We start from the raw sequence: 15,423 nt of genomic DNA, 5'->3' as shown, positions 1-15,423 counted from the left end.
TCCTCCGGGCATAAAAAACCCGCCGTAGCGGGTTATGTTTTTTTACATCGGTTAATGATTAAAGATTTATCAATTAGTATTAAAGTTACGAGTTAGTTTAAAAGTAATTGACTGATTATTCGCCTCAAGGATATCTAGAACAGCACCTTTATAGCGTATGGTCTTTGATTCAGAAAGGTCATATTCAACTTCGTTTGAGAAGGCAGCTCTTGCCAACCCACCCTGAAATTCACGATAACCAATATTTATTTTATTTCCAACCTTACCGTTATATATCAAAGTTTGCTGAAAAACCGACTGCTGTTCTGTTTGGAATTTCACTTTAGAATATGGTTTACCTGTATCGCATTTGGTCGCGCCATAGATTGTCACGATACAGATTTCACCATTTTTTTTGAGTTGTATACTTTGAGTCGGATCATTGACCATAAATCGATTCGGTACTATGGCACCTGATGATCTTTCAACATTAGAGAAAAACTCAGATTTGGAATCCTCGCCAATTTTTACGTAATCACCTGCTGGGATGGTATATACCCCTATGGAGCCGATCTCAACCGCCTGATTGAAGTGAATAGCATCAATACTAGCGTCGATACCTTGTCTAACCATATCTTCACCAACATAAGTTGTTGTAGTCGTATTGAGCGGTGGAATGCTTATCTCTTTAGTTTGTGGAACATAGTTTCTAGCTGGCGTAGTACATCCAGATACCAGTAACGCCATAAGTGTCAACCCTAGTAATTTTCTCATTGCAATATCCTTTAGTTACAATCAGAAATATCCTAACATTAACTTTTATTTGGTCAATGACTATCAATTTCAAAAGGTCAGCAACGGAAACCTGATTTTCAGAAGGTTTGTATTAACGCTTTTTTGTCGCATTCCAGATTAGACCACCTGGCTGAAGCTGTTTGGCAATCCCAGCACGAACAGACTGATCGATGGTCTGCTTGTAAGCCCGAGAAATAGCGTCACTGTCACCTGAAGCCTGCTGCTGAGTGTTCTGGTTATGAACGATCACGGACGTTTGAACGGTTACGCCGCCAGTTGCCGAAGATTGCAGCCCATACATCGGGGCGCAGCCAACATAACCGCCGTTTGCATACCCCTGAGCTCCACGCATAAGCGCATAGAGATTGCCGACACCTAATGCACTTGTCGCTTCCTTCGTAAACACAAACTCACCGCCGTGTACCACGCCTTTCGGTTGGTACTTACCCCCATCTCCCGTGTAGCCGCCTCCATCAAAACCGGGGACCAAACCACCACCTGAAAAACCAAAGAACGCACCGATACCGGTTCCACCAAACGCTGACTTCATTCCATTAACCAGAGCCAGTTGCGTCAGCATCTGGGTGATGCCCTTGAGGAAAGTAGAAAGGAAATCTGAGAAGTTAGATTTACCTGTGGTGAAGAAATCAGTCAGGGTGCTGGCCATCCCGGTGAACGCGTTACTAGTAACCGTCTGCACCTGGGAGTACACATTGGTCGCGCTGTCTTCGAAATCAGCCCAGCCCTGTTTCGCACCGGTCAGCCAGTCACCGCGTAGCTGATCCTCTGCATCATAGTAATCATTCGCCGCTTTAAGCTGCTTTTGATAACCCTCATCATCAAGCGAACCTCCAGCATTCTTCCAGCCAGCGGCAAGCTGACTTTTCGCGAGTTCCCGTTGTGCCTGACGGTTACTCATCCCGGCACCGATCACTAATGCAGCCTGCTTCTCTGCCATCTGCGTGACGTATTTTTGAGAGGTATCCATTCGCTTGTTCAGCTGTTCCTGTGCGGTAATCTGATCACCTAACAGGGCTTTCTGCCGTGCCAACTGAAGCACCTGGTCTTTACTCGCCAGCAGGGATTGCTCCTGCTTTGTCAGTGAACGTGAACGCGAGGCCTCCTCCAGCACCTGAAATTTCGCTTCCGTAGTCCAGAGGTTTTTGCGCTGTTGGCTAATAGTATCGTTCAGCCCTTTATGCTGCTGCAGCGCGCGTAACTGTGCCTGAAGCGCCAGTAGCTCGGCCTGGGCAGCATCCGTACTGCGATCGCCAGCCGATAAAGTGCCCTGCTTTCCGGTTTTCGTCTTTTTGCCAAAAGCAGCAACCTCTTCCCGATCCTTCTGAGTGGTTGCAGTACTTATCTTTCTGGTCGTATCGAGGTATTTACCTGCACTGATATCAGCGGCATCCCAGTCTTTTTTCAACTGAGAGACGCTGTCGCCATAAGCGCTGGCCATTTGTTCGTTATAGTCCTGCCATCCCTGCAAAGTATCCGTTTTCGCCCAATCAGGAATGAGATTAATCGCAGCCGCGATAGAGGAAGAAATGATCTGGTTCAGCTTCTGGAAAACGATCGCTACGCTGTAATAAATTGCGTTGAATTCCTTCAGTGTGTTTGATGCCAGTTCAGCTACCCACTGACCGATACTCTGCATGGCCTCAGATGCCCAGCCCTTGATATCCAGCCACAGGCGACCAAACGGCGTCAATGAGTCGTAAGCCTGTTCTCCACGTTGTGCCATCGTATCGCCAAACAGGTCCATGGCCTGTGTAACTGCAGCAGTCTGGTCCTTCTGCTTCACCAGCTCATCAATGTGCTTAAGCTGCGAAACAGTCAGGAAGTTGTATTGTTCGTTTAGGCTCTGAAGGGCTTTGACCGGATCCTTTTCAATATCCTGATATGCCTTGGTGATGTCCTGCGCCGAAACAATACCGGTTTGAACTGCAAGTGCCGTAGAGCCCGCCGCTTTTTCAAGCTGCTGCTGTGTGAGCGATCCCATGCTAATCAGTTCAGTCATCAGACTCTGAACGGTTTCTACAGTAGCGCCAGTAGAGGCAGCAATCGACTGGGAGGAAGCCATTACCTGGAGCGCTGACGTGCCTGCAATGTTGCCAGTCCTGATAATGGCCTTGTTAATTTCTTCGTAGGCTGTGAAGTAGTCCGCTCCCGCTTTTGCAGCAATCAGAACAGCACCGGCCAGGCCACCAATGGCCACTCGGGCAGGAGTCACCATCGACAACATCGCTTTCAGAGCATTGCCTACACCGCCAAACGAATCGCGCAGTTGGCCGCCCTGCTGAATGGCTACCATATAAACCGGCATACCGGACGCCAATGAAGTTACGATGTCGGTCATTTGCATTGGTAGATAACGCATCGCGTTGCGGTATTGCCCCGCGCTGATCGCTCCTGACTTCCACGCTTCCTCCTGCTCTTTCAGTCGGGCGATCATCGGTGCAGCACGATCGGACACGCCAAGTTGGGCTGCTTTTAGCTCTAACAATTCTGCGCGCGTTTTTCCGATTGCTGTGACCTGCTCTTCCAGCGAATCGATAAAGGTTTTGCCCGCCGCAGCTGCACGCTGCGCTGCCTGTGCCTGTTCAATGCGAGCCCGCCCCTCTGCGGTCTCAGACTCCATGACCTGCGCCAGTTTAGCTCGGGTCGTCTCAAGCACGCTGTTGTAGCGAGTAAAGTCCTCGTCTCCCACCAGCCCTTTACCGCGAAACTTCGCTAGGCTCTCCTGGATCGTGTCCAGTTCATCCAGTGCCTTGTTGACCGGGCTAATTTTATTCAGCAGGTTCTGCAGCTCCTGGCGCTGTTGCTTCAGGCTTTCGCTGTTTTTCTTTTGGTTATCGATACCGGTGCGGAACGTACTGTTCAGGTCATCCGCTTTACCTGCCGCGGCGGACGCGGTCTCCTGAAAGCGATCCAGTGCCTGATTACCGCGCTCCAGCTCACTGGTATTTACGCGCAGGGAAATCGTGGCGATATCGTTACTCATTCCGCCCTCTCTTTATGCATAATTTTTAGCGCAGCACTTTCCATCATCCTGTCGTCGCTCAAGGAAAGCGGTCTGCGCCAGGTCGTCATAAATGATCAGGTCACTATTAACAGTGGTAGACATGGGTTAATCCCTTATTTCGGAAGTTTGAGGAAGGCCTGCTGGCCATGCTTGCGGATGTAGTCCGCTTTGTCGCTGGCGCTCATTTCGGAACGTTTCAGGCTGCCACCGCCGTTTGGTTTGTGTCCGCCCGCGCCGGTGCCTTCTGCGCGTGGGAAAAGATGCGGAGCCGTCTCCTTAAGAGACTCCGCCCACTCAAGCGGGCTTAGTGGAGTTTTGCCGTCTTTACCGAATAGAACATCGCCATTTGCATCAACTGCTACGGCCTCGCCTTCGTCGTTGAGCTGGAATGTGCCTTTGGCACGCAGAATCAGATCGTCGGATGCTTCCGGCAGCGCGCCAGCTTTTGAGGCTGCTGCACGGATTGCATCGCCCAGAACTCGATCCCGGAATTTGTTGGAGAACGCTTCGGCTTTGCCAGGGCGTGAAGAAAGTAATGGTTGTTAGTAGTCAGTACCTGATAACTGCTTAAGGCGTTCCAGGGATATCCATTCGCCTTTGTCAGTAAACATATCAGCCAGGTTGATTTCACCGGCTCGAAACAGACGGCCGCGCTCGGCCCCTAACACCTGGTCCTGTCTTTGAGCGGGCTGACGCGCGAGCCATTCCAGATACGTGGTTTTAGCTGGTACCTGTCCATCCATGCTGGCACGAGTGCCCTCGTCCATCTCATCAATATCAATGCCGAGTTCGCGCCAGGACTTGAGAATCAGGGTTTCAGTAGAACGACAGCAGAAGTGAATCTTCCCAGGTCCCTGTAGGTAAGGCACCTTATGCCCGACCGGTTTGTTATCCAGTGTGTAGCGCAGCAGGTCACGAATAATGCAGTCGTGGCTGGTTTTATTGTCCAGCGTAGACAGCCACTGTTTACCTTTCACGATATCGCTGTTGGCACTGGTGAAGCTGTTGCGTGCTGTGGCAGCCAGATGATTCACGGCTGTTTTAGCGATGCTGGCGGCATTTGCCCTGCTCATCTGCAGCGCGCCGTCGCGATAACCTTTATTGGCGTGGCCGCGAACACTGCGCGCGATTGTTTCTACCGTGTCGCCGGCAAGATAACCCTTGCGGACGGCGTTCACGATCCGCGCCAGCCTGTCCGATTCCAGATTCTCCGCCCACTCACTCAGCAGCCTCCCCTGAAAGGGCTGCGCCATCGCCGCGGCATACACCATATCGGCGGTGATGCCCTGCAGCGGATAGTGAGACAGGACCTGTGATGGCAGAAGGGAATCGAACAGGCTCAGCTGATAACTGGCTTCGTTCTTTGCCAGCGCCACCAGCTCACTCTCGAGCCCTGCCTGCATGGTGGCTACGGCCTGATGGTTAAGATCGCGCACGCTGCCCAGTAAACTCTGCAGGCGATTAACTGTGAAGCTCTCCGGCGGCAATCTATCCAGCGCATCCAGTAGACGCGCTGAAAGGTCCGCGTCCGTCTCGTTAAGCAACTTCACCATCCTGTTTGCCACGCCAGTGGCGTAGCGGCTTAACCAGACGGAATGTGCGATCGATTCATCGCGCAGGCTTTCGTTAATGGTGGGCATATCAGCCTCCCGTCAACGTTGGTGCCTGATTGCGAAGCACATCAATAACCTCGTCCGGACTGTCGGCCGGGTCAATGAGATCGAGCTTCTGCAGTGCTCGAATCATATCGCTATCGCGCAGCGCACCCGACTGCCAGGCATTGACGATTGCCGTCACCATGCCCGACTCAGCAACCTTCGCGATGAATTCCTGATTGATGGTATAGCTCGTCGATTCTCCCTTGATGCCGAGGTATTTCGCACACCAGCCAAGAGCAAGTGTGTATGCCTCAGAAACGTTTGAAACACAGATACCGAGCACTGATGTTGAGGATGTTTGCTCACCGCTCGCCTGGGTTGCCGTCTTCGCCGTGGCGTTCTGCTCAATCAGTCGGGCGCCCAGTTGCACCATGTAATCGCGTTTGCTGTCCATGGCTTCTTTAGCCAGCATGTTCGGCTGCGCCTGGGCATAGCCAAACGAGCCTTCCTTAGGAAGTAAAAGCGGTGATCGGGAACCAATTTTCACGCCCTTCTTCTCGAGATGGTCGCGCCAGTTGGTATCGAGCCCGGTCATATACGGCTGCACCTGGCCACAAAACCATACGCTGTCTTCATAGTCAGCGCTGTTTCGGTAATGTCCGTGGTTTATCTCCACCAGCGCGGCCAGGGGGGAATCATCGATAGTGGGATCGTTGTTCTGAGCACCGACAAAGGTGAACGGGATTTCGTCCCAGTAGTCCTTTCCCTTAGGCTTAGGGTGGTACTCACTGTCAACGGTGTAAGTTCCGCTCGCGGCGCCACCAGCCCGGCGCCAAACGCGGCATATGAACCTCCCTTCTTCCAGCGCCAGCTCGCGGTACTGGATTTCATCCTTGTAAGCGTAACCATCCGGTTCTTCTAAACATTCGCGCAGAACCACCAGCACAAGCTGATCGCGCCCGTTAATACGCTTTGTTCTCCAGTTGATGATGTTTTCTGCCGGATAGCGGAGGATGATCGCTTCATCGGAGGCTTCAGCGTAATCGACATAAAGCCCCTCACGCGCAACTTCCAGCACGTTCTCAGCCACCAGCTGTGACTGCTGATAGATGCTGGTTCCGGCCCCGTCAGCATTGTCCAACAGGTACTTCAGCTTCTCCGGACCGTTAAACGTGGGGTCCTTGCGATACGCCATCCCAAGCATGCCGATCTTCGTATTGCCGGCAATGGCATAGAACACCGCACGACTCAGATAGTCTTCGTTGCGTTTGCGGTTACGCGTGGATTTATCGGTTGGGTCGAGATACGGCAGATATTTATTACCCGCCGCTTTTACTGCCTCAGCCCCTTTGCAAAAGTCCCTGTATTTCCGCCAGGCAGCAGAAGCCGCCCGGTGTTCTGGTCGAACCCAGGTGATGTCGTCGTTTGCCATATCAGAAAGTGGTGTCCATGGTGATTGAGTATGCCGGTTTCACGATCGGGTAATCCTTCACGATGAAGTACCCACCAGCATCATTGGGGTGATCGTTATCTGCTGATTTGTCCGGTTCGCCATTTGCCGCCCAGATTTGCTGCTCAAGGCTCTCGGTATAAACCGGGCAGTTCTGGACGTTCACCAGATAGCGGCGCTCACCGTTGGCGTTACAGAACATAGCATTCATCGAGTTGATGCGGTCTTTAACCGGCGGGTTGGCATCATCTACAATGACGCTGAATCCGGCATCGTTGAGCTGAGCAATATCGGTCTTGCTGGCGTTCTGGGATTTGCGTGAGTCCCCTGATGCATCCGGATAGATGTAAATCTCCCGGTTTTTAACGTAGCGACCATCCTCGTAGCGCCAGAACTCTTCCTGAATGCGCTTAATCATCGCCGGCGTGTCATAGACCTTGACCAGCTCACGAACCGCACGCGGCAGGCCATTACGCTTAACGTGAACAATCGCGGCCATTTTTCCCACGTTGAAGTCCATACCAATGAACAGCGGATCCCCATCCTGAATCTCGTCAGAACAGTTATTTAGCTTACGGTTGAAGGTGTGGTAAATGGTCCCGCTGTTAAGGTTGGTGAACTTCCCGCGCAGATAGGCCTGAATCAGTTCGTCAGGGTAAGAGCTCAGCAGCGATGGTATGTAATCAGGCGGTAGATTCTTCGCATTGTCGAACGTGCTGGCCTGAATCAGCCCATACAGGGCCGCCAGTTGGGGCTTTTCACGTACCGCCTTCACGAACTGCTGGTAGACGAACTTGAACCCTTCTGGCGTCGTCGTTACATCGATGCCATTACGCAGCCCATCAACCTTGTAACGCATACGAGCGATGATTTTTCGCCACGCCTGCTGCGCTTTGGCAGCCGCCATGACGTCCAGCTCATCCACCATCGCATTACCGATTTTGAAACCGACTATCGAGCCGGGCTTCTCCATCGAGCGGCAGATGGTTGTCCCGCGGTAGCGCCGCCCCTCGTAGAAGTGAACCTCTTTGTTCCCCTCGTTGATTTTCACGCTCAGCCCCCAGTCAAAGGCCACCTCTTCAATCGTCGGGTAGAAGATGTCACGGATCTGCGGATATGTTGGCGCGAAATAGCCCTGGTTGATTTTAGGGTGCTCCCACATCCCCTTACAGATGCCGCCACAACCTACCCACGTCTTACCGGAGCCGAACCCGGCAACGTAGGCTTTGAATTTGTGCTGCATCGCGAGGAACCGCGCCTGAGGAATGTTAAGTGTCGGGCTGATCCCCATCGTCTGCCCTCGCATCCACTACGTTGATATTGATCTGCACTGGGGTTGGTTCATCCTCCTCACCTTCACCTGCCAGCTCTTTACGGAGTTTCTCGACCTCAAGCTGCCGGCGTTCGATTTCTATCTGCTGCAGGCGCTGGGCGAACTCGCTATCAGCAAGGCCAAGCCGTTTCATCACTGCTTCGAACATGCGCTCACGGCTGATTGCGGTTATCTCGACGCCATTTTTGCCGACCTTCACACCGGAGTAAGCGAGCCGTGAGACTGTCGGGAGTTTGCGTGTGTCAGGGAAATAAGGCTGGCCGATGCCATCGCCATTACAGCGCGGGCATGCAGGGTTTGGTTCTCGGGTATGGTCGTAGCCATAGCCTCCAACATCGACTGGCTCACGCTTATCGTGTTCTGTAGCTTCCAGTCGCTTTTCTTCGAACTCCACCATATCGCGCCACTGGTAGTGATGACCGAAGCCCCAGCAGTAACGACACGCGCCGCGACGATACTGTGAAAGCTGGTTTGCATCGAAGGTGGCGAGCTGCCACATCTGCGCGAGGACTTCATCGGCACTGCCAAGCGTGCGCACAATGCAGGCTTTCTGCTGCCGCGCAATAGCCTGCGCAACGTTAGGATTCGCTATGAGCTGACGACCGTAGTTTGGGTCACTATAGCCAGCACGTGCAGCGGCAGCGGTGGCATTGTTGTCCTTCAGGTACTCCGCGACAAATAAGCGCTGCTGAGCGGTAAGTCCATCATCATCCACCAGCTCTTCTGCGCTTTGTTCTTTGTGCGCAGTGCGCATTTTTTTCTGCGCAGGTTTTTGCGCAGTTTGCGCAGAAGGTTTTTTGATATATCGGCGGGCAGTCGCGTAGTTCAGTCCCTGCGCTTCACACCATTCCTTCGGTGATACGCCAGTTGCGGCATGTTCGGACAGGAACCGTTGCTGAAGCTCGCCCCAGTCCGGTTTTGCCATAAAATCCTCTGGAAAGTTTTGCTATACAAGGGGATAGTAAGCTTTTAAATTGATGGCCCGTTGGCCATAGAACATTTCATGCTTGTAGTGAGTGCCATTTTCTTTTCTGGGAGTCAAATATTAATGAAATCCATGAGCTTAGGTGAAAGGCGTAACAGTTTTGCCTACTACATTGGGATGTACATAATCGTTATGAATGAAATTGATACTATGTTAATCACAGACCACAGAAACATTTTTGGCAAAGGAGAGTTAGCTAGTAAATCCTATATGAAAAAAAGCATGGCCGAGCGCATTCAGTCAGTTTTGCGTTTTGTCAAAGATAAGGACCCTAACCGGCAATATCTAGCGAAAATTCTAGAAGAAGTTCAGGCCATTTTATGGATTAGAAACGCACTAGCTCATGGGTTTATTTGTGGTGGAGGTGAGGCGCCGAGTTATTTAACTCTGGTTGCGTTTGGTCATGAAGAAGATTTCTCTCCCGAATCTTTGAGAAAGCAAGTGGAAAATGCAATGAGGCTATCCAGACTAGTAAATGATGCCCTTGCGAAAATCCTATTTTATGATCTAGATGCCAAAAGAAGAGTAGAAAACAACTCTTAATGACGCATAACCTAACCCACTGATAAGGAACTAATAACTGAAACATATTAGAAAATTATAATTGGAATTAAGTTAGGCACTACAGTAATGGTTTTGATAATGCCTGACATTATCGTCACTCCAAGAAGTTTGGATAAGGTGATAACGTCAGTTGCATGATAGCTTTGGAGAAGGAAATGAAAATAGTAGATATCGAAAAATGGGCACCGCATATTGGTATTTTTATGTTGGAATTTGGAGCTGTTGAGTCATTTACGCGAAGTCTTCTTGAAGAATTAACTCCACCTACAATTTATAAGCACATCAAGGAACTACCATTAGGTAAAAAGATAAAACTTAGCATTGATCTACTTAATAGCTCCAACGAACATTTAGACCTCCAGCAAGAGCTTGTACAAGCTTTCAAGCACATAGAACGGCTAACTAAAGCGAGAAACCTCATCGCTCACAATACAGTTAAGCTTGTTTTTTGGACTGATGCTGGGCCAGGTGAAGCGCCGTTTGATGAGGTCTTACACAGCGATGCTAGTGATAAAACGATTTCATTAGATGAAGTCAAAGCCTATAACATTCAATTGAGCGAACTTGTTGAAACTTTATATCGCATTGCCGCAGCTAAGCGCGGCAGAATAGTTGCACAAAATTTAGAACATTTCAAAATATCGGGGCTAGGCTCCTCAGAGCTTGGCGGTTGAAAAAAGCAGAGTCACTTACCATAGATAATCCTTATTTCAAGCACTGAGCTCTAATATAATGCTGCAGATATCCAACCTGCTTTGTCACTGTGACAATTCGCTCCCTGAGGGTGAAATAATCCCGTTCAGCGGAGTCAGTAAGTCGGGGGCCGGAAGCATCGCCCATGCCGCCGGTGCTGGTCGCTCTGTTCGCGGAACATCTGGCGTTGAGCTGCAGCCGACGCTTGCCAGAAGCAACATCGCGCTCAAGCTGATCAATAGTAGCTTTGGCATCTGCCAGTTCTCCGGTGTATTTGGCATCCAGCGCAGCGACATCTCGCTGCCGGGACTGCATGTCTTTGATGGTGGCGTTCGCCAGGCTGAGCTTCTCGGTGGCTTTATCGCGCTGGTCTTTGTAGGTGATGGCGTTGTCGCGGTAGTGGTTAATCGCCCATGTCATGGAAACCAGCAGGCACATAACGACAGCGCAGATCATTGCTGTTAATCGGCTCATTTCTGGGCCCACTCACAAACTTCCCGCTCAATCTGTCGGCGGGTTACCAGTCCCTTCCACTGCTTTCCACCGGCATACGTCCAGCGCTGCAGTTCTTTGCATGCACCCGGAACGTCGCCGGAATTTAATTTTTTCAGCAGCGTCGATCTGCTAAATGCTCCCGTTCCCACGTTATAGGTGAAGGAGTAAAGCGCGGCCCGAGTGGTATCGGGAACATGGACCTTAATCATCGGGTCGATAGCTACAGCAACCTTGCGCAGGTCGGATTGCAGCAAAGCGTCACATTCTTTATCGGTGTAGCGGTGACCACGGCGAATGTCAGCGCCGGTGTGCCCATCGCAAACAGTCCAGACACCGACGACATCCTGATAAGCGTAATAGCGTCTTCCTTCAAGTCCATCCGCATTGCCCAGCATCACAGCTGCAATAGTGATTGCGCTGGCTCCGCCAACAACGGCGCCCACCAGCTTATTTCGGAGTGTCGGGTTCATCTCGGCTCCTGCTGCGGCGGTTGTCTTCGCGGATTTTGAAATAGAGATTCGTCAGATACGTCAGTACAGCGATGATGATGCCCACCAGCACGCCGATAGCGTTCCACTGCTCGGGACTATAGGCATTCAGCATGCCGTTTAGGATGCTACCGGCTGAAGCGCCGTAAGCAGCACCGGTGGTTAGTTTGTCCATGCGATACATACTCTCACCTCGCGTAGTTAGCGGGTGCTGTGTGTTTGAAAAGGGTCAGTCCGTCGGGACGATTTAACAAGAAGGCGTGTCGATGATGGTTCTTGGAGCCTGAAATTAAAAAGCCAGCGACAGGCTGGCAATGTGAGAGTAAGGCAATGAACAGGATATTATTTAGAACCAAGCGACCTAGAAGCTAGCTAAACAGATGGCATTTGTGTAAAACGATGACATCAATCAGCAGGTGTTCATCGTGAAATACATTCGGTTAATTTTAAGGCTCATAACAGTATCACTTTATGTGTTTCTGGTTGTTTTTGGCTCTGGATTTGTAGGTTCGAGTACAGCCAATGCAATTAATCTTGAAACACTTAACCTAAATTACTCATTAATCGCAAAGGACTCGGCGGTATACGCACTCTGCGCAACTGGTGCGACATTGGTTGTTCCACCAGTCCTATATTTAATCCAGCATTATGTCTGGCCAGTTTTGAAATTTGTCGGTTTGAAGATTCGCTTCTTCTTCCATGGATACTAAAAGGCTCGCAGCTGGCGAAGCATCGCTTATTTTTTCCGTTACAGCGCTAGCTCTTCAATAATTCATAAATCGCCAGACGCAAAAAGCCCCACGGGGTTAACCGCAGGGCTTTAAACGAAGGCAATAACCCATCGTTAGAGCAAAATTACCACAGATTCGGGAAAAGTAAATAGCTCACGATAAAATAACACCCTACTTTGTTATCTGCTTCAACTGTGCATCTGCCCATGCTTCTTCGATATCAAACTTGGTGATTAGCTGATCGTAAAATGGCTTAACAGACTTCTTCCAGGTATCGAGGCTGATTGCATCCGTTATCTGGCACATCGCGGCGTAAGCCTCAGTGGAGGGGATACGCTCATACCCCCGCCCGCTGCAGCGCTTACAGTCAGCCAGAACCGGCACACCCTGCTGTTCAGTAAGAACCTGATTAACGGCTTTCCCGCGTCCATGACAGTCTCTACAGGCGCTACTTACAACCTTCTTACCCTTGCACTGAGGGCAGAGAACGCGCGCTACCTCCATGACCTGCCTACGCACCTCATACTTAGAAGGTCGAATATTCTCGACACCCATGTGCAAAGACATCTTCACGAACTTCTTCTCTTTTGTCGGCGTGTGAGACTTCATGCTGAAAACCTCAGCGTCTATAAACCCTTCCCCATTGCAGCCATCGCACTGCTTCACACTGGCGGCGCTGCGGGAATAATCCTCAAACGCGAAGGTGGCCAACTGGTGCATCACTAATGGCTTAACCCTGGCATCCAGTTTGCGCAGGGCAGCCACCCGATCGCACTTGGTCAGCGCATACTGAGCCAGCAACTCAATTGCCCTCTCCCGGTCATTGTTGCTGATACCCATCTTCCCGAGAAAAGCGCTGTATCCCAGAGCTGCCCGTTCCTGCGTCATGCCCATAGCGGCCATGATATCCGTTCCGGTTAATGAGTTTGACGCCGTTGCAAGCGGAGAATCGCTAATCATTGTCGATTTGGCGAAGTGATATTTGAGGGTGTTTTCAAGATTCATGCGGTCTCCAGCTCGGTAATGGTGAGTTCTAATTTCCCGCCCCTAATGACAGGCATTTTCACAACGCGATAATCGATTACCTGGCTGTCATCCAGCCAGAATCCCGCCTTGGTCAAAGCGTCAAATGCAGCTTTCTGCAGGTTATCCAGATCGCGGCGCCGGCGGTCGGGCATGTGACAATCGATACGGATTTTGAGTGGTGCGGCCGTGCGGATATTAAGCCGGGCGCTTCGAATGACGCTGGCGACTGCATAGCGGTACGCGACACCATCAGCGCTAATGTGCGTGCGCCCGCGGTTGTGCCGGTAATACCGGTTATTGCTCGGCGGCCAGGGCAAAGTGATTTGATATGTCTTCACGCTCACCCCCACATCCGGTTTCGCCAGCGGCTGTCCGGGCGCGCTGGTGTATTTGAGGTCGGCAAGAATGCACTGACAGTCCATGTCACGTAATCCGGGTTAAGGCTACGCTCAACACGGACGCCGCGCGCTTTGTAACGCTTAATCAGTTCGTCGGCCTGTTCGGTGCTGCAATCGGTGTGGTGGAACCAAGAATGTTTCATCCCCATCACCCCGCAAAGCCAAGCAGTTGAGCGGCGACGTTTTCGGCCTCATCACGACTGCGGAATGAACGGGACAGGACCCAGCGCCAGAGGACATCGAGCGCAGCTTTATAGAGCTGCTGAAATTCGAGTTCGTCCATGTTAGCGAATGAGATGCTACGAGGATGCTTTTTGAGTGTTCCGTCTGGCAGCTGAATGGCATCAAAGTGCCCTGCCTCAACGATAACCCAGGAGCGGTAAGCATCGAAGGATTTGCACAGGCTAATGCCATTCGTGACGCGCCGGTAAGCCACCTGCTCAAGATACTGCTCAGCAGCATCGATCAGCGCCCCCTCATTCCCGCCATAAGAAGCCAGGAACTTTGCGTAGCCGGTAATCAACTTCCGCTCGTTACTCGAGATAGCCCCGCCGGTTGGTTCCCAGTATTCAAAACCGAGATTGAGAAGCGCGAAAAAGCGTCGGTGAAATGCCGGGTTTCGTGCCCGCCTGAACTCGGCAACAAGAACATCGCCGAGTCGGGTTTTGGATTGCAGGATATCGCTGGTCTCGGGCGTAGCCGGGATCAGTATTCCTGAGTGGTGTTTGATAAGTTGTAATTCTAGCGCCATGGTTCTCTCCGTGGCGCATCAGGTATAGGGTGTTCAGGCCTATGAAAGAATAATATCAGACGGTGGTGTAACTCGGTACCCCAGTCGTTTTGCAAATTGCATAAACCCGTTGAGAGTGAAGATTTCTTCGTCTTCGAGTAACGGTCGTAATGAAACTATTCCATTTACTCGATAAACCAGATATCTCCCTTCCGCCGGGAAGCTATAGATAACTGCTTTATCGGCCCTTCTGACCACGTCGTACCATTGATCATCTGCATTAAAGGCATCTGTACTACACACTATTTCCCCCAGAGCGACTTATCGACGCGATAAACAGTAATCGGGAACAGCCAGGGGAACGCAAACAGCGATACTCTTTGAAACTGCTCCAGTGAAATTCACGCGATTAATAAAACCACTCGTCCGCGCTTTCCCAGGTCTCCTGCAGGATATGTTCGACCTCTTTCTTGTCACCTCCGAAAACAGTCAAACCATCATTACTGGCACGTTTAATCGTTAGCTGGCAATCATCGAATTGCTTGCTAAGTCTTTTGAGCAGTTCTGACTCGAGAGCAGGTAAAGCTCCATCAGGAAGTTTCTTCATACGATCAATGGTTAACTCAATTTTCATTATTCCCTCCGCAACGAACAACTGTATGTATATACAGTATATTTATAAACTTATGTTACGGATTTTGCAACGTTTTAAGAGCATACGATGGATATCATTGAGGTTGTGTGGCCCATACACGAACCAAAGGCCACATCTATTTTAATGGCATATAGGGGGTTAGGTTTGAGGGCGAAGGCAATAATATGTTTGTTTTTTTGCATGACACACAAGCACCACATCCTGACCAGAGAGCCATTAGTTCACCTTAAGGCAGAGGATGAGATGTCAGTTTTGTTCCAACAGCAGATATTGGCTGAATAGAATCAGTCGTGACAGCCGTCTAAAAGGCACCCGGAGGTTATCTGCCATTGGAAACGCGCTTGTAGGTATATTTTTCATTGGATTCGCAGCACGACTCGCAAACACATCTTCCTTAGCGGGCAACAAAACCGCCGTGAGGCGGTTTTTTTCGTTCTTTCGATGAATGGCGCGTCGGCTTTTGCTAATAGCAGACCTT

17 protein-coding genes and 1 pseudogene are annotated in these 15,423 nt (G+C 50.7%); 2 read left to right on the top strand and 16 right to left on the bottom strand.

Going from position 1 to position 15,423, the window contains the following annotated elements:
- Nucleotides 1-69: 69 nt before the first annotated feature.
- From INF77_RS13835 to INF77_RS13805, 7 genes and pseudogenes are all read right to left on the bottom strand, one after another.
- Nucleotides 70-753, bottom strand: a complete 684-nt coding sequence (locus tag INF77_RS13835) for a hypothetical protein (RefSeq protein WP_193543074.1) — start codon at nt 751-753, stop codon at nt 70-72.
- A 112-nt stretch (nt 754-865) separates the two neighbouring features.
- Nucleotides 866-3,778 carry a phage tail tape measure protein gene (locus INF77_RS13830; RefSeq protein WP_193532850.1) on the bottom strand — a complete coding sequence of 971 codons (2,913 nt, stop codon included), beginning with the start codon at nt 3,776-3,778 and terminating at the stop codon, nt 866-868.
- A 134-nt stretch (nt 3,779-3,912) separates the two neighbouring features.
- Nucleotides 3,913-4,329 (bottom strand): annotated as a pseudogene (locus INF77_RS13825) (hypothetical protein); the annotation flags it as partial.
- A gap of 12 nt (nt 4,330-4,341) precedes the next feature.
- Entirely contained in the window at nt 4,342-5,439 is a 1,098-nt protein-coding gene (locus INF77_RS13820; protein ID WP_193532849.1) for a hypothetical protein, read from the bottom strand.
- Nucleotide 5,440: 1 nt separating this feature from the next.
- A complete protein-coding gene (locus INF77_RS13815) occupies nt 5,441-6,829 on the bottom strand; it encodes a DUF4055 domain-containing protein (RefSeq protein ID WP_193532848.1) in 1,389 nt (462 codons plus the stop codon).
- A gap of 1 nt (nt 6,830) precedes the next feature.
- Nucleotides 6,831-8,138, bottom strand: a complete 1,308-nt coding sequence (locus INF77_RS13810; protein ID WP_024907196.1) for a terminase large subunit domain-containing protein — start codon at nt 8,136-8,138, stop codon at nt 6,831-6,833.
- Entirely contained in the window at nt 8,116-9,105 is a 990-nt protein-coding gene (locus INF77_RS13805) for a terminase small subunit (protein ID WP_193532847.1), read from the bottom strand. Before INF77_RS13805 ends, INF77_RS13810 begins: the two co-directional genes overlap by 23 nt.
- A gap of 78 nt (nt 9,106-9,183) precedes the next feature.
- Here INF77_RS13805 and INF77_RS13800 point away from each other — a divergent pair, with 78 nt between their 5' ends.
- The gene (locus tag INF77_RS13800; RefSeq protein WP_131797870.1) at nt 9,184-9,708 is read left to right on the top strand and encodes a hypothetical protein; all 525 of its coding nucleotides are present in this window, start codon (nt 9,184-9,186) and stop codon (nt 9,706-9,708) included.
- Nucleotides 9,709-9,884: 176 nt separating this feature from the next.
- The gene (locus tag INF77_RS13795; protein ID WP_131797871.1) at nt 9,885-10,403 is read left to right on the top strand and encodes a hypothetical protein; all 519 of its coding nucleotides are present in this window, start codon (nt 9,885-9,887) and stop codon (nt 10,401-10,403) included.
- A 31-nt stretch (nt 10,404-10,434) separates the two neighbouring features.
- On the opposite strand, the gene INF77_RS23480 is transcribed toward INF77_RS13795, so the two are convergent.
- The 9 genes from INF77_RS23480 to INF77_RS13755 form a co-directional block, all read right to left on the bottom strand.
- Nucleotides 10,435-10,896, bottom strand: coding sequence for a lysis protein (locus INF77_RS23480; RefSeq protein ID WP_063429011.1), 462 nt, complete (start codon nt 10,894-10,896; stop codon nt 10,435-10,437).
- Nucleotides 10,893-11,387 (bottom strand): lysozyme, encoded by a 495-nt coding sequence (locus tag INF77_RS13785; protein ID WP_063429013.1) that lies wholly within the window; start codon nt 11,385-11,387, stop codon nt 10,893-10,895. Before INF77_RS13785 ends, INF77_RS23480 begins: the two co-directional genes overlap by 4 nt.
- The gene (locus tag INF77_RS13780) at nt 11,365-11,589 is read right to left on the bottom strand and encodes a class II holin family protein (RefSeq protein ID WP_014884012.1); all 225 of its coding nucleotides are present in this window, start codon (nt 11,587-11,589) and stop codon (nt 11,365-11,367) included. Before INF77_RS13780 ends, INF77_RS13785 begins: the two co-directional genes overlap by 23 nt.
- Before the next feature lie 718 nt (nt 11,590-12,307).
- Nucleotides 12,308-13,141: an antitermination protein gene (locus INF77_RS13775; RefSeq protein WP_063429014.1), complete on the bottom strand. Its 834-nt coding sequence runs from the start codon at nt 13,139-13,141 to the stop codon at nt 12,308-12,310.
- On the bottom strand, nt 13,138-13,500 hold the full coding sequence (gene rusA / locus INF77_RS13770) for a crossover junction endodeoxyribonuclease RusA (protein WP_063429082.1): 363 nt from the start codon (nt 13,498-13,500) through the stop codon (nt 13,138-13,140). The genes INF77_RS13775 and rusA overlap by 4 nt, the downstream gene beginning before the upstream one ends.
- 2 nt (nt 13,501-13,502) lie before the next feature.
- Nucleotides 13,503-13,709 carry a hypothetical protein gene (locus INF77_RS13765; RefSeq protein WP_074164615.1) on the bottom strand — a complete coding sequence of 69 codons (207 nt, stop codon included), beginning with the start codon at nt 13,707-13,709 and terminating at the stop codon, nt 13,503-13,505.
- Nucleotides 13,709-14,311 (bottom strand): DUF1367 family protein, encoded by a 603-nt coding sequence (locus INF77_RS13760; protein WP_063429017.1) that lies wholly within the window; start codon nt 14,309-14,311, stop codon nt 13,709-13,711. The genes INF77_RS13765 and INF77_RS13760 overlap by 1 nt, the downstream gene beginning before the upstream one ends.
- Before the next feature lie 39 nt (nt 14,312-14,350).
- Nucleotides 14,351-14,593, bottom strand: a complete 243-nt coding sequence (locus INF77_RS23260; protein WP_242658864.1) for a hypothetical protein — start codon at nt 14,591-14,593, stop codon at nt 14,351-14,353.
- Nucleotides 14,594-14,699: 106 nt separating this feature from the next.
- The gene (locus INF77_RS13755; RefSeq protein WP_063429019.1) at nt 14,700-14,924 is read right to left on the bottom strand and encodes a DinI family protein; all 225 of its coding nucleotides are present in this window, start codon (nt 14,922-14,924) and stop codon (nt 14,700-14,702) included.
- Nucleotides 14,925-15,423: the final 499 nt, after the last annotated feature.

This window comes from Enterobacter cloacae complex sp. P1B (assembly GCF_014982345.1).
Classification (GTDB): Bacteria; Pseudomonadota; Gammaproteobacteria; order Enterobacterales; family Enterobacteriaceae; genus Enterobacter; species Enterobacter bugandensis.
Note: the sequence above shows the minus strand (reverse complement) of the source record. Positions and strands in the feature narration are given on the sequence as shown.